Here is a 12,467-nt window from a genome sequence, read left to right as displayed (position 1 = left end):
AAGCAGCTTTCCTTTTATTACCTAATTTTACTCTTCTGTTTTTTTACACTTGCAGCAATTACATATGGCAATATGCCAAACCAACGAAGCATAAACGGTTCTTTATTATCTCTGCGTTCTGCTTTTAATTTTTTTCGTTGTTCCTTTGGCTGATCCATATATTGAACAAATGTTTGTGTTAAATATTTTACATAATCATTTGTATTCATATTATCACCTAGTATACTTTTATTTATAGGTTGTCCCATTCTCCTGCACTTTATTCATGTTAGTTGATCTTTTGATCTTTTGATCTTATTACTTTAACTCTAACCATTTTGTCATTTTTTTCTGTTCTTTATCAAAATAACTCATCCCCCATATATGGTAATTAGGGTTTGCTTTAAAGTTATATTCTACTTTTTCCAATGTCGGAGAATATTTCGTAATTTTGTATGAAACTGTTCCATTTGGATAAACATAGCTACCGATTAGAGGAAATTCCTCCCCATTTGACAGTTTTTTTTCTATCACTTTTACTGTACTCATTAAATAATAATCTTGTCTGTATACTGCCTTTGTTTCTTGAACCATCTGTTTTTTATTTAAATAAAGATTAATCATTACAAGAAAAAACGTAGTAAAAAGAATAAATAGACAAAAAGTAATCGGGTAAATAACTCCTTTTTCATTACAAACTGCTTCCTTCAAGCCGTAAATACGACCAAATATGCGCCTCATTTTGCTGATTATAATCATCTTTTATTTTCACCTGCACACCATTCTTTAATTTCGAAAATTGTACAGAAACAACATTCTGCAAAGTTACTTCATGCCCTGTAAAATCAACTCTTCTTCGTATTTTTCCTCCATAAGCTTCATAGATAATATTCTCTCCATCTGCATAAAGAAGCAGCTTATTATTTTCAACTTGAATGCTTTCTGAAATCCTGACTTCTTTTTTTAGTTGACTCACAAATAATTGCCACTCCATATTTTGCAACTCTGCAGCAGCCAATTGTTTTTCTAAAACAAGATGTAAAGTCGGAGGAATAAAGGAAACTATTATCAAAAAGAGAAATAAGGAAAACAGCATATCCAATAATATAACCCCTTTATTGTTCATATTTTTCACAAATTTGCTGTTTTTCTTGAAAAATATCCTCATAAGATAAACAGACCTCCTCATCGCTCGTCCACCATATACTATATGCGACCCCTTTTTTTTCCTCTTCTATATCCTTTTTCTCCTTTTCTTCCACACGAGTGCTTTGTAAATATTCATACAGAAGCTGCACAGATGTCATTTCCTGATCCAACTGCTGAAATTGTTTTAAAAGATGTGTATAAGCAGGAATAAAAAAGAGAGTTAATACTAGCCATACGGATAAGGACAAAAACAACTCAGGCAGGGAAAAACCCTTACAATTCTGTAACATAAAATCTTCCTTCACCAATTTGAACGGTAAATGTATATTTTTTCTTTTCAATAGAAATATAATAAGTGGCAAATTTAGTGACATTTCCATTTGCTACAATAAAAAAAGAAATAGGCTTCAAATCATCATTAATGATTACATTCTTATCGTAATAACGATCTACTATCAGTCCTGTCTCCATATCACCACGAATCGAATAATGCTTTTCCTTTGGATAAAAATAGACAGACAGTTTCATTTGATGAGATAAAGCATAACTTTGTGCATAAAACAAGTCCGACTGCAGTGTTGTAAAAAAATTCTTTTCTTTAACTATTACATGCTGGGGATTAAATAAAAGAAAAGAAATCGAAACAAGAATCATAAAAACGGATAGAGAAACAAACATTTCAATCAATGTAAATCCTCTTTGATTATGGATCATGGTGTGCTTTCTGCAGATACTTCTCCAGTACTGCTAATGACTACAGCTTTCCCGTTCGGACATGTCTTTTGACCTTCCTGGACATATCCTGCATCAGCAAGAGCATCCATATCAACTGGATACTCATTGGTATCCATATAATAGGACTGCACTTCTGCTTGGACCATTTTTATAAAAGCATCACATCCGGTCGTATTAATTTTCGAATTATGTTTCGTGACATTCGGAATAGTGATTAGAAGCAATATGGAAATGACGAGAAGAACGATCATCATTTCAATTAGCGTAAAACCTTTTTCATTTTTCATCTTTTTCTCCTTTCAAAAACCGTCCAAAAGCTGGAACATCGGCAATAATACAGCTAAATAGAGGGAAATAATTAAACCACCGACTAATGCATATAAACTAGGCTGAATAATTTTTATTATTTTATTTACACCATCCTGAAACGTATTAATGCAAAAGGTGCTGAAATAATGAAGCTCTTGATCTAATTTTCCATTTTCTTGACCATGCTGTAAAATTCGCCATAATTCTTTTTCAAAAAAAGGGATAGAGTCAAATGCCTGTTCTAAACGTACACCCATGCGCAGGTTTTCCATTATGACGGTTCCTACCTCAGCAAATATTCGCTGCTGTTTATTTTGCTGAAAAAATTGAAGGCATTCATAAATGGAGAAACCGCTTGATAATAAATAACTTAATTGCAGGGAAATGATATGCGTATTATACAAGGAGAAATAACGGCCTATTAAGGGGATTTGAATAAGCAGATTAAGCTGCGTCATCCTAGTTAAATTCTTAAAAAAGAGAGAATGATAAAGAAGCAGCAGGAAAAGAGCTACAATGATGATAATGCTAGTAGCAGGAATGACTTTTCCAGCCCCAACAACAAGGATCATAAAAATATTTTTCTTTAAATCCATTGATAAAAAAAGACTAGTGAATTGAGGGAGCAGCATATGCTGTACAAATAAGAAGAGAATACAAGTAAATGCAATCAAAAAGATGGGATAAAAGAGGGTATTTTTTATCTTTTTAACTGTCTCTTGTCTGCTTAAAATCATCCCGCTCGCATCTTGAAAGGCTGCTGCAAAACCGCCATGCCGTTCTGCGAAAAATACATAACTGATTATTTGATCGTTAAAATACAGTTTTTTCAAATTTTCATAAAATGATTCACCTCCTTTTAATGAACTTATACATGCCCGAATTTCCTCTTGCTTATAATAGGGCAGGTAATAAAGAGTAGAATGCGCCGCTTCTGAAAGAGAATATCCTCTCTCTAATAGCTCTCCAATACTTTTCAATAATAATGCCTGTTCTGTAAGCGACCATTTATTTTTTCTCATCATCATATACCCATCGTTCATATTCTTGTTCTTTTATAAAACCTAAAGCAATGCCTTTGCAAATATTTTCTGCTAACGTTTTGTGCATTTTATTCGTTTTTATTCCATTATTGTTATGGAGTATTTGTTGAATCTTTTTTCCTGTAATAATTTCAAAAACACTTGCTCTTTTCAGCCTGCCATTTAAGCTGAAGCAATAAGAGGAACACTGATCGCTGCAGAATGGACACACTAGTTCCACTAATCTTTGAGCTGTTACTGCAATCATCGTTTGTTCAATTTCCATTTTATTAATCCCAAATTCTAATAAACGGTGAATAGCACCTTCTGCATCACGTGTATGCATGGTGGTTATAACTAAATGACCTGTTAAAGCTGCCCGAATAGCGATATGAGCCGTTTCCGCATCCCTAATTTCCCCAACCATTATGATATCGGGATCATGGCGCAGAATAGCTTTTAAACCTGTCGAATAGGTAATGCCGGCTTTTTCATTCACTTGTATTTGCAGCACATTTTCTTGTGTTTTTTCAATAGGATCTTCTAAACTGATGACATTTCGATGATAGAGATGAGCATTTTCGTTTAGGAGGGAGTATAAAGTCGTGGTTTTTCCAGATCCTGTTAGTCCGGTATTTAGGGATAATTTTTTTAAAAAGTACTTATTCAGTTTTTTTCCTAGCTAATTTAACTAAAGTTTAAATCTAATATAACTGACTAGTAAATTCATTTACTTTTTTTTACTATAAAGGAAAAAATTTAGTAGAATGTACTATAAGGAGAATAAATTTTATTGATACAAATTAAAAAATGTTAATTAAATAGTTAAGGAGTTATTGATATGAAAATCGATGAAAATAATCCCTCTCTTCAAAGCTTCCCTAAAATATTATTAGATAATGTAGTAAATGGCTATGAGGTCAGTCCTGGAGGGGGAAAGTATGACTATATAGAACTAGATGAAACTATGTTTATTTATGAGGGAGAGTATAAGAGAGTAAATGATTGGCAGAAAGAGAACTCAGATGAGGAATCACCTCATTATGTTCTTAGAGAAACAATAGAAGAAATAGTTTGTGAAAACATTGGAACTCATATCATGAATAAAGGGTTTGTTACTCGTTCTCCTGAAGATTTTATAATTAAAAAACATAATATAGTTTTTAATACCAGAGTTTCATACATATTCTCAGAGGAAACAGACATTTGGAGTTGGGTACCAACATTTTTAGACCTATTTGAAGTATTGGAAGAAGATGATTTTTATTACGACCATTATGAAATAATGAGAGATGTATGTATAGAAGTTTTAAAAGGAAACTACGGGGTTGATGTAAAGATTATCTTAAACAATCATATAATAAATAATGATCCTAATTGTTATTTAGTACTTAAGCATGACGGTAGAAAACGCGAGTTACATCCTATTGTCTTTCATTTACTCCTGAAACAAATAATGATTTCCGAAAAAATTTGCTATCCTAGTTCATTGGGTGCTAAACTCCCATTAAAAGCATTTTATTACATAAAGAAACTAAATATTTTAGACTTTTTAAATGGGCTAAACAATAGTTACAATTGGGATTCTATAGCTAGGAAGCAAAATATTAAAGTTTGGGACCCAACAACACTAAGATAAATAAGGATAGAAAATTTAAGGAAGAGACCATCACATTGGTGGTCTCTTTTCGTGCGTAATAATAAACACATTTAATAAAAATTGACTGTTCTGATGTTTTATTGATAACAGTAACATTTATAATCACTGATTTTTGTTCCTAGTTGTGATTTGCCTTTTATTAAAGAAATATATTAGGAAATTTATGGTACTATAGTTCTAGATGGACTTGAAAAATTGAGGTGTTAGCAATGAATAAATTAACCTTTGGAGAATTAGCTGTAAAAATACTTAAAGAATCAAACCAACCATTAACTGTTGAAGAAATGTGGGAGTATGCTGTAGCAAATCGATATGAAGTATTAGTGGGAACAAAAGGTAAAACTCCATGGAGAACTATGGGGGCTAAAATATATGTAGATTTAAAAGATAACCCTGAAACACCATTCATTAAAATTGATACTAAGCCGAAAAAATTCTTTCTAAAAGAACTACACCAAAACAACTTTGAAAGCAGTGAAAAAAAGCTAGTAGTTGAGGAAGTTAAGCAGATAGTAAATAGAAAGTCTTTATACTCAGAACGTGACTTACACCCTTTCCTATCTTACTTTGTTTATACATATTTAAATGTTTACACAAAAACCATTTATCACGAAAAGTCCTTTAAGCGTTCTTTTAATCAATGGCTACACCCTGACATTGTAGGAATTAACTTTCCTATAGAAGAATGGGAACCAGAGGTATTAGACTTTGGTTTAATTCAGGGTGGCCATTTGTCAAAACTGTACTCTTTTGAACTAAAGAAAGAGTTAGATTTCACCAACATAAGGCAAGCATTTTTTCAAACAGTTTCTAATTCTACGTGGGCTAATGAAGGCTATCTAGTTACTGCTAAGATTTTAAATGATGATGAATTTATGACTGAGTTAAAAAGATTAACAACTTCATTTGGAATTGGAATTATTAAATTAAATGTAGAAGAACCTGATGCCTCAGAAATCTTATTCCCTGCGAAACCAAAAAAAGATATTGATTGGGAAACTGTAAATAAATTATGCAAGGAAAACCCTGATTTTAGTAAGTTCATTAAAAGAATTAGAAATGACCTTAATACTAAAGAAATTATCAGAGAACACTACGATAAGATTTATTCAAGTGAACAGTTATCAGAAAAAATAAAGACTTGTTAGGGAAAAAAAAAGGGGGATCAACAATGGCACTAAGACAACCTGTTGCAGTGAATAAGATAGAAAAACCAGTAATTATTTTTAAGAATGGGATAGAATTAAAAGAATTTCCTTCTATTCAATCAGCTTCAAAATGGTTAAAAGAGTATTGGGGTACTGAACACATTCCTTATAAGCAGATAGAAGGTGGAATATTTTTTAATGAAACATGGTTACACCAAGGGGCTATGTATGCTTTCACAACTGATGAAAATGTTAGATTAGCTAAATTAAAAGAGTTGGGTATTGAGACAGAAAACAAAGATGAAAGTAAAGTTGAACCTACAGGTTTTTGGACATTCTTCTGTAACCCTAAGAAATGGGCTATTGATGATTTCTTAGCTTCAAACAAAGTTGAAGATACATTTTCAATAACTAATTGGCAAAAAGATTGGTTTAGAGAAGGACAATTAGGTGTTATTAGAGTTGGTCACGACTATAGAAATAAAGAACAACTAAATGGTAAACCAAAACTAAAACGTGGAATTTATGCAGTAGTTGAAGTCACTGGTGAACCAATTTATTCTTCAGAAAGAGACGAACACTACTACGAGGAAAGCGATCAAGAAAATTTCAGAGTACCTGTTAGATACATAAGAAACTTATTGAAAAACCCTATATTACTTGAAGAATTAAATTTCGAGGATCATGAATATGATAAGTACTTAGTTGAAGGTTTTCAAGCGTCCTCAATGCCACTAAACCCACAAACGTTAAGAAAAATTTCCATACTTGTAGATAGTCCTAAAAATACCAACACTTTCCCTCTTAAAGTAGGAAATGAATATGCTAGAAAAGACGTTTATAGGGTTTTTAATGTGTCAGAAGAAAAACAAGGCGGTAATTGGAACACTGGTTACACTACCTTTAATAATGACATTTTTATATTCGCCAACATTAACTCTGCTGGACGTACTGGACATGATTATGACAATAAGTTTATTGGTGATGAATTTCAGTGGTTCGGTAAAAATCATCATTCACTATCTACACCAACAATCCAGGCTATGTTAAATCCGAGTGGAAACATTTATATTTTCACACGTGAGGACAGTAGTAATCCGAACTTTGTGTATCAGGGAAACGGTAGAGTTAAAAATTATGAAGATACTAAACCAGTAAAAATCATTTGGGAATTTAAAGATGAAAAAGAAGAATATCCTAATAAAACTACTGAGGAAGTAGATAACCCAGAAAAATATACAGAAGGGGCTACTAAACAAGTATCTGTTAACGTTTATGAACGTAACCCAGTTGCTAGAAGGAAATGTATAGAACATTATGGGTGCAGTTGTGTTGTTTGTAATTTTAACTTTGAAAGAACATATGGCGAATTAGGTAAAGACTTTATTCATGTTCACCACCTTAAAGAATTACACACTATCGGTGAGAAATATGAAGTTGATCCTATTGCTGATTTAAGACCTGTATGTCCAAATTGTCATGCTATGCTTCACAAAAGAAAGCCAGCTTACTCTATTGAAGAATTAAAAAGTTTACTATGAATCTATTTAAAGGAGAGGTTATAAGTGAATTTTAAAAATGACTTTAAAGTGCATAATGAGTGGGATAGAAAAATTTTGAAATCTAGTGAAGGTAAGAACAGATATTATAGGGTTTTCGTTGGTGACGTTACATGGAACGACGGTATTGAAAGGCTAGCTTGTATTGTATTTATTCAACATGGTAATTCTGAAGATTGGAAAACGGCTTGCAAAAATAGAGAGATTGTTTTTGATAATCCAGCACATATCTTATTTCAAGACTATGAAATGGTTGATAAAGCCTGTAAAGACTTGATAGCACGTTATTCTAAATAAGAAGGAAAAGCGTAACATGATAAATTCGATTATCAATAACTTTATATATGATTTAAATACCACATTATTAAAAGATCATAACAAGTTAACATGCAAAGATATACGTAATGCCTACATTTACTTAACGGATAACTTTAAAGAGTATTTTGGTAGTAAAAGTAACTTCTCTGGCTTTACCGAATTACTACTTCTTAAAATTCTTGAGGGATGGCTTTTATCAAACGAAACTTGCCTTAAAGTTACTGCTGGAGGAACTCTAAACGGAAAAAGAACATATATTGATAAGTATGGAAATGAGAGGATTAAAACACAGCAATCGGATATTAAACTAATAAATGGTAACAACATTGAATATTACTTTTCAGTAAAAGCAACTAAGATACCTCAAAAGGTAAAAGTAGACGTTGGAGATTTACATAGTAATATTGTGACAAATTACTTTCAAGGCATTTTAGATAAAGATACTGAAATACCTTTAGCATTACAGGACTTTAACCGCATAGAGAATGTTAGACATTCTGAACATGATAACTTTAAGGCTGTAACTATCTTTTTTACTAGACCCAACAATACTAATATAGATTTACTTAATAAAATAAAAAAAGATTACAGCTGGTACAATTATATTTGCTTAAATGACACTGACTATAAGGACAGAGTTTTTATAGACGTATTAAACGAGAAACTAAATATAATATGATAAAGTAAAGGGGTATCCAATTAGGATATCCCCTTTAAAGTTCGTCATCAATATGTAACCTTAACTTATGTTTTTTCATAAATTCAGCTATAAAAATTTCACCGAAATTTTCTATAAAATAATAATATTTATCCATTTTGGGTTTATCCAGATCATATTCTAGTTTTGCCTCATGAATAATTTCATGTCTCATATTTATCATTTCACTTAATACACTAGCAATAGTTTCTTCATTTTCGTGATATTGAATCCTCTTACTTAATACCTCATATAAGTCAAAATTCAAATATTTTGTATATCCTCTATTTGCAGATTTAAAGTTTTGAAAAGAATACTCCTCTAATTCAATGTCTATTATGGACTTTTCACCCGAAAGTATTTCTTTCACTGTAGAGTACGGTAATTTATCTTTCTTACTAAAAATTTTATCTACTGCTTCATCATTTGTTTCTAAGTATCTCATAAAAAATAATTTCAAAAAGGTTTCAAGAACAGAAACAAAAAATGGTAACAATGTGTTGTTACGTAATAACTGCTTATTAGTTATGGGAAAACCACTTGCTACTTCTCCCTTAATTTCTTTTAGATCTACTTCTTCAATCAGTAACTTCGCTTTATGTAGATTTTCTTTAAAGTGTAAGTAGGCTAGACCACAAGCAATTTCGGTTCTAGATAAGTTTGGCCAATCATTTTCAAAAAATCCATATTCACGTTCATCAGGATCAAATATTTCACCACCGTATTTTTCTTGTATTTTCCGAAGAACTTCCATTTGCATTTCAATATCTCCGTAACTTCTACCTGCATAAGTTTTTGAGTTAAGTACTGTTTTAAATACCTTATTTACCTCCGGTTCATCATCTAAAAAAACCTCATCATCATATCTGAAATCAAACCAGCACCCTCTTGTTGAAACATAATCAGCGTTAAACCAATAATAATCACCATAGACTTCATGTTTCTTGAACCCTAAGTTAAAAATAATTTGTTCTATATCGTCTTTATCAATACTTTCATCTACTAATAAACATAATTCAATACTCATATACCCACCACATTCACCTTTATGATTGTTCAGACATTAGTCATATTATTTTAAAATTAACTCTTTAAACCAATCGTTTAATTTTTCGTTTTTATCCTCTCTGTAAAGTTCATTTACTTTTTTCTCACTTAGTACATAAACAAAAAGAGACCTTATATAATCATCAAATTTGCTTGATATTTCTTTTAATTTTTCTATATCTCTAAACTTTTTGGATATTTTATCTCCATGTACTGTCGATGATCTAACATTATAAGCATCTTTAACAAAGCTGTATATTACTAACCGTTCCTCGTAAGTTTTTCCTAATATCCTAGACAATCTTTCAGCAATTGTGTGAGAAATTCCTTCCTTATCTGTGGATAAAAGTGTTTCAAGTAATGTACAATACATTCCTATTTTACTCGGAAGATGTGTTTGTGTTCTAGTTGATTGTAGAAAATAATAAAACCGTTCAATTCTTGATGAAGTATTTACTACCATTGACATTTCATCGGTTTCTTTCACTATATGTTCATGATTTAAAACTTTTATTGATTCCGCTAAACCCTTTAATTCATCATAGGTATATATGATTTCTTCACTCTTACCTTTCGAATTAAAGAAAACAGGGGTTCTCATATTAGATGTCATTGAATGAGGTGTCCCATCGGAGTTTTTTATATATAAAAATCCTTGTTGAACTGTCACACTATTATCTTTTGCTAACCAGAGAAAATTTGAAAATGTTTGTGCCATTCTAAGATAATAATCTAAAAAGTTTAACCTTGCTTCCCCATTGTCAATATCTATTTCAAGTTGTTCAATATTCCCCTGATAATATAAAAATGGTTTATCATATAATTCATCAACTTCGAGTTTACCAGCTAATGTCATAAAAAAATCATCGATAAAGCTATCTAACCTCTCTTTGCTGTTAGAAAGTCTAATTCCTTCAATAACTTCAAGACCTTTATTTAGTACTCTTTGAACTTTTAGATTATAAATACTTGCTACAAAATAAAACTTCATTTAGTATCACTCTCCACTATTTTGCTTCATTAAAGTTTTCAATTGAACCTTACTTAACCAAGGTCTTTTTCTATGTAACATTCTATGACAGTTAGAACAGACAATAGCTATATCCTCTACCTTTGTAGCTTGTCCCTCTTCTAATTCTGATACTGGTATAGTGTGATGCCCTTCTATAAAATCCTCACCTATTTCACCATAGGTTTTATAAAAGTCAAAACCGCAAATTTCACAAAAAATACGTCCATTATTTTCTTGCTTAAATTTTTCCTTTGCTATTCTTATCACTTTGGGATTCCGTTCCCTATAGATATGTTGTCTTAACTTTTTCTTACCTTCAATGAAACCTAGATCATCCTCAGTTAAATCAACATTATTACCTTTAGGTACAAATGAACGTAATCCCCATATTCCCTTACCTTTACCTTCAATAGAATAAAACAGATCAGTATCGTCACCAACTCTACCCTTAAAAATATCGGTGTCACTGGAATTCAAATAAATATGCTTTCTAATCTGTGCTTTCCAATCAATATAACTACTTAAGTCAATTTTATTTCTATCTTCTACTTTGGTATAAATATCAACTAATGTACCTTGTCCACCTAATTCCTCCAAAGCATAAATTATCTCTTGAAGCCATTGTATTCTTTCAGACATATTACACCTCACTCTCCTTTTATTTCCATAGCTACATTATAAGGTAAATAGACATTACAAAAATAGGGAAAGAGACTTTAAAGTGAAAAGAATAAATAATTTTAATAACTACTGTTTGGCTAAAAAAAAGACTTTAAGCATGAGTGCCTAAAGTCTTTAATATCTTTGCTGTATTTATGATTGCTTCATTAGAAGGTTCATTAAAAACTCTTACTGTAATTGTGATAGGCTTCTTTTTCTTAGTTGTCGCTTTCCCCATTTTTGTTAGTACCCCCCTGAATATTTGCTTTCAGTTAGGAACTTGCAACTCGGATACATTTTAGGACATTCATTTTAAAAAAGAATAATTTATGCCTGTATTTTCATATGGTTTCAAGAACTATAAAGGGAAGACGGTAATAGGACTAGGACGGTTGAATAGTTCCTTTTATCGTCTGCGTAACTTACGTTGTGTTAACTAATTCATAATTTCTCTTGGTGGTGGCTACTAAGCTGCTGCCTCTTTCTTTTAACTTCAAAAGAATAATATATACCGATTTAATGAGGTGGTGAAAGTATTGGAAGAACTAAGAATAACACCTGAATTTATTCAGCTATTACGTTCCTGTCATAGTCTCAGTCAAGCTGAGTTTTCATTTTATATGATTACCACACAATCAAAATTATCAGAGTTAGAGACAGGGAAAAGACCTATAACAGAATACTATGAAAACAAAATATCTCTTGCTATCAATAGGCTACAAATTAGTAGCAAGGAATTACAACATATTTCCGAATTAGCACAGATTGCAAAACAAAAACAAAATTAAAAGGTGGTTTTAAACAATGTCAGAATTTAACCCTGAGTTAGTTCGTGCTTTAGCACATGGGGACACACAAGCCCAAGAACAGATTAAGAATTTACCTACAACAATGAGAATGTCGTTATTTATTGCGGTTGATGACCTAAGACGAAAAGAAAATATTGTCCCAATGAATAGTGAAGGAATGAATATTTTCGTTCAAAAAGAAAGCCCTGTTGACAATGACAGTTTAGGTCAGGCTTTAGCAGAACGTAACAAGCGACTACGTGAAGCTGAGGAACTAAAAGAAAAGATTAGACAGGAACATATAGAAAAGATTGCAAAACAAGAGGCTGCACGTGCTAGGGCTGGTCTTGCTAGGTTTCACCGAAATTAAATTAGAAAAGGATG

18 protein-coding genes and 1 pseudogene are annotated in these 12,467 nt (G+C 31.6%); 7 read left to right on the top strand and 12 right to left on the bottom strand.

Annotated elements, in window-relative coordinates; genetic code table 11:
• Window positions 1–17: 17 nt before the first annotated feature.
• From ACTYBU_RS13375 to ACTYBU_RS13340, 8 genes and pseudogenes are all read right to left on the bottom strand, one after another.
• Window positions 18–248 (bottom strand): YqzE family protein, encoded by a 231-nt coding sequence (locus ACTYBU_RS13375; RefSeq protein ID WP_445490479.1) that lies wholly within the window; start codon window positions 246–248, stop codon window positions 18–20.
• A gap of 49 nt (window positions 249–297) precedes the next feature.
• Window positions 298–690 carry a competence type IV pilus minor pilin ComGG gene (comGG, locus tag ACTYBU_RS13370; RefSeq protein ID WP_445490478.1) on the bottom strand — a complete coding sequence of 131 codons (393 nt, stop codon included), beginning with the start codon at window positions 688–690 and terminating at the stop codon, window positions 298–300.
• Window positions 671–1,147: a competence type IV pilus minor pilin ComGF gene (gene comGF, locus ACTYBU_RS13365; protein ID WP_445490476.1), complete on the bottom strand. Its 477-nt coding sequence runs from the start codon at window positions 1,145–1,147 to the stop codon at window positions 671–673. The genes comGG and comGF overlap by 20 nt, the downstream gene beginning before the upstream one ends.
• Window positions 1,095–1,418, bottom strand: coding sequence for a competence type IV pilus minor pilin ComGE (comGE, locus tag ACTYBU_RS13360; protein ID WP_445490474.1), 324 nt, complete (start codon window positions 1,416–1,418; stop codon window positions 1,095–1,097). Before comGE ends, comGF begins: the two co-directional genes overlap by 53 nt.
• Window positions 1,402–1,842: a competence type IV pilus minor pilin ComGD gene (gene comGD, locus ACTYBU_RS13355; RefSeq protein WP_445490473.1), complete on the bottom strand. Its 441-nt coding sequence runs from the start codon at window positions 1,840–1,842 to the stop codon at window positions 1,402–1,404. Before comGD ends, comGE begins: the two co-directional genes overlap by 17 nt.
• Window positions 1,839–2,150, bottom strand: coding sequence for a competence type IV pilus major pilin ComGC (gene comGC / locus ACTYBU_RS13350; RefSeq protein WP_445490472.1), 312 nt, complete (start codon window positions 2,148–2,150; stop codon window positions 1,839–1,841). The genes comGD and comGC overlap by 4 nt, the downstream gene beginning before the upstream one ends.
• A gap of 12 nt (window positions 2,151–2,162) precedes the next feature.
• Window positions 2,163–3,215 carry a competence type IV pilus assembly protein ComGB gene (gene comGB / locus ACTYBU_RS13345; protein ID WP_445490471.1) on the bottom strand — a complete coding sequence of 351 codons (1,053 nt, stop codon included), beginning with the start codon at window positions 3,213–3,215 and terminating at the stop codon, window positions 2,163–2,165.
• Window positions 3,181–3,828 (bottom strand): annotated as a pseudogene (locus ACTYBU_RS13340) (ATPase, T2SS/T4P/T4SS family); the annotation flags it as partial. The gene comGB and the pseudogene ACTYBU_RS13340, both read right to left, overlap by 35 nt.
• 207 nt (window positions 3,829–4,035) lie before the next feature.
• Here ACTYBU_RS13340 and ACTYBU_RS13335 point away from each other — a divergent pair.
• The 5 genes from ACTYBU_RS13335 to ACTYBU_RS13315 all read left to right on the top strand — a co-directional run bounded on the left by ACTYBU_RS13335 (window position 4,036) and on the right by ACTYBU_RS13315 (window position 8,558).
• The gene (locus ACTYBU_RS13335; RefSeq protein ID WP_445490469.1) at window positions 4,036–4,833 is read left to right on the top strand and encodes a hypothetical protein; all 798 of its coding nucleotides are present in this window, start codon (window positions 4,036–4,038) and stop codon (window positions 4,831–4,833) included.
• A gap of 230 nt (window positions 4,834–5,063) precedes the next feature.
• Entirely contained in the window at window positions 5,064–6,002 is a 939-nt protein-coding gene (locus tag ACTYBU_RS13330; protein WP_445490467.1) for a COG2958 family protein, read from the top strand.
• 23 nt (window positions 6,003–6,025) lie between these two features.
• Window positions 6,026–7,543, top strand: a complete 1,518-nt coding sequence (locus tag ACTYBU_RS13325) for a DUF3427 domain-containing protein (protein WP_445490465.1) — start codon at window positions 6,026–6,028, stop codon at window positions 7,541–7,543.
• 24 nt (window positions 7,544–7,567) lie between these two features.
• Complete coding sequence (locus ACTYBU_RS13320) at window positions 7,568–7,858, top strand: hypothetical protein (protein ID WP_445490463.1); 291 nt, start codon at window positions 7,568–7,570, stop codon at window positions 7,856–7,858.
• Between the two features lie 16 nt (window positions 7,859–7,874).
• Entirely contained in the window at window positions 7,875–8,558 is a 684-nt protein-coding gene (locus ACTYBU_RS13315) for a hypothetical protein (protein ID WP_445490462.1), read from the top strand.
• Window positions 8,559–8,592: 34 nt separating this feature from the next.
• Here the strand turns inward: ACTYBU_RS13315 and ACTYBU_RS13310 are convergent, their stop codons facing one another.
• From ACTYBU_RS13310 to ACTYBU_RS13295, 4 genes are all read right to left on the bottom strand, one after another.
• Window positions 8,593–9,603 (bottom strand): hypothetical protein, encoded by a 1,011-nt coding sequence (locus tag ACTYBU_RS13310; protein ID WP_445490461.1) that lies wholly within the window; start codon window positions 9,601–9,603, stop codon window positions 8,593–8,595.
• Window positions 9,604–9,648: 45 nt separating this feature from the next.
• Window positions 9,649–10,614 carry a hypothetical protein gene (locus tag ACTYBU_RS13305; protein ID WP_445490460.1) on the bottom strand — a complete coding sequence of 322 codons (966 nt, stop codon included), beginning with the start codon at window positions 10,612–10,614 and terminating at the stop codon, window positions 9,649–9,651.
• A 6-nt stretch (window positions 10,615–10,620) separates the two neighbouring features.
• The gene (locus tag ACTYBU_RS13300) at window positions 10,621–11,274 is read right to left on the bottom strand and encodes an HNH endonuclease (RefSeq protein ID WP_445490458.1); all 654 of its coding nucleotides are present in this window, start codon (window positions 11,272–11,274) and stop codon (window positions 10,621–10,623) included.
• A 133-nt stretch (window positions 11,275–11,407) separates the two neighbouring features.
• Entirely contained in the window at window positions 11,408–11,533 is a 126-nt protein-coding gene (locus tag ACTYBU_RS13295) for a hypothetical protein (RefSeq protein ID WP_445490457.1), read from the bottom strand.
• 298 nt (window positions 11,534–11,831) lie between these two features.
• Here ACTYBU_RS13295 and ACTYBU_RS13290 point away from each other — a divergent pair, with 298 nt between their 5' ends.
• Entirely contained in the window at window positions 11,832–12,083 is a 252-nt protein-coding gene (locus tag ACTYBU_RS13290) for a hypothetical protein (protein WP_445490455.1), read from the top strand.
• Between the two features lie 16 nt (window positions 12,084–12,099).
• The gene (locus tag ACTYBU_RS13285) at window positions 12,100–12,453 is read left to right on the top strand and encodes a hypothetical protein (protein ID WP_445490454.1); all 354 of its coding nucleotides are present in this window, start codon (window positions 12,100–12,102) and stop codon (window positions 12,451–12,453) included.
• Window positions 12,454–12,467: the final 14 nt, after the last annotated feature.

The organism is Niallia sp. 03133 (assembly GCF_052663225.1).
The sequence above is the reverse complement of the archived record's forward strand: the minus strand, read 5'-3'. Positions and strand labels throughout refer to the sequence as shown.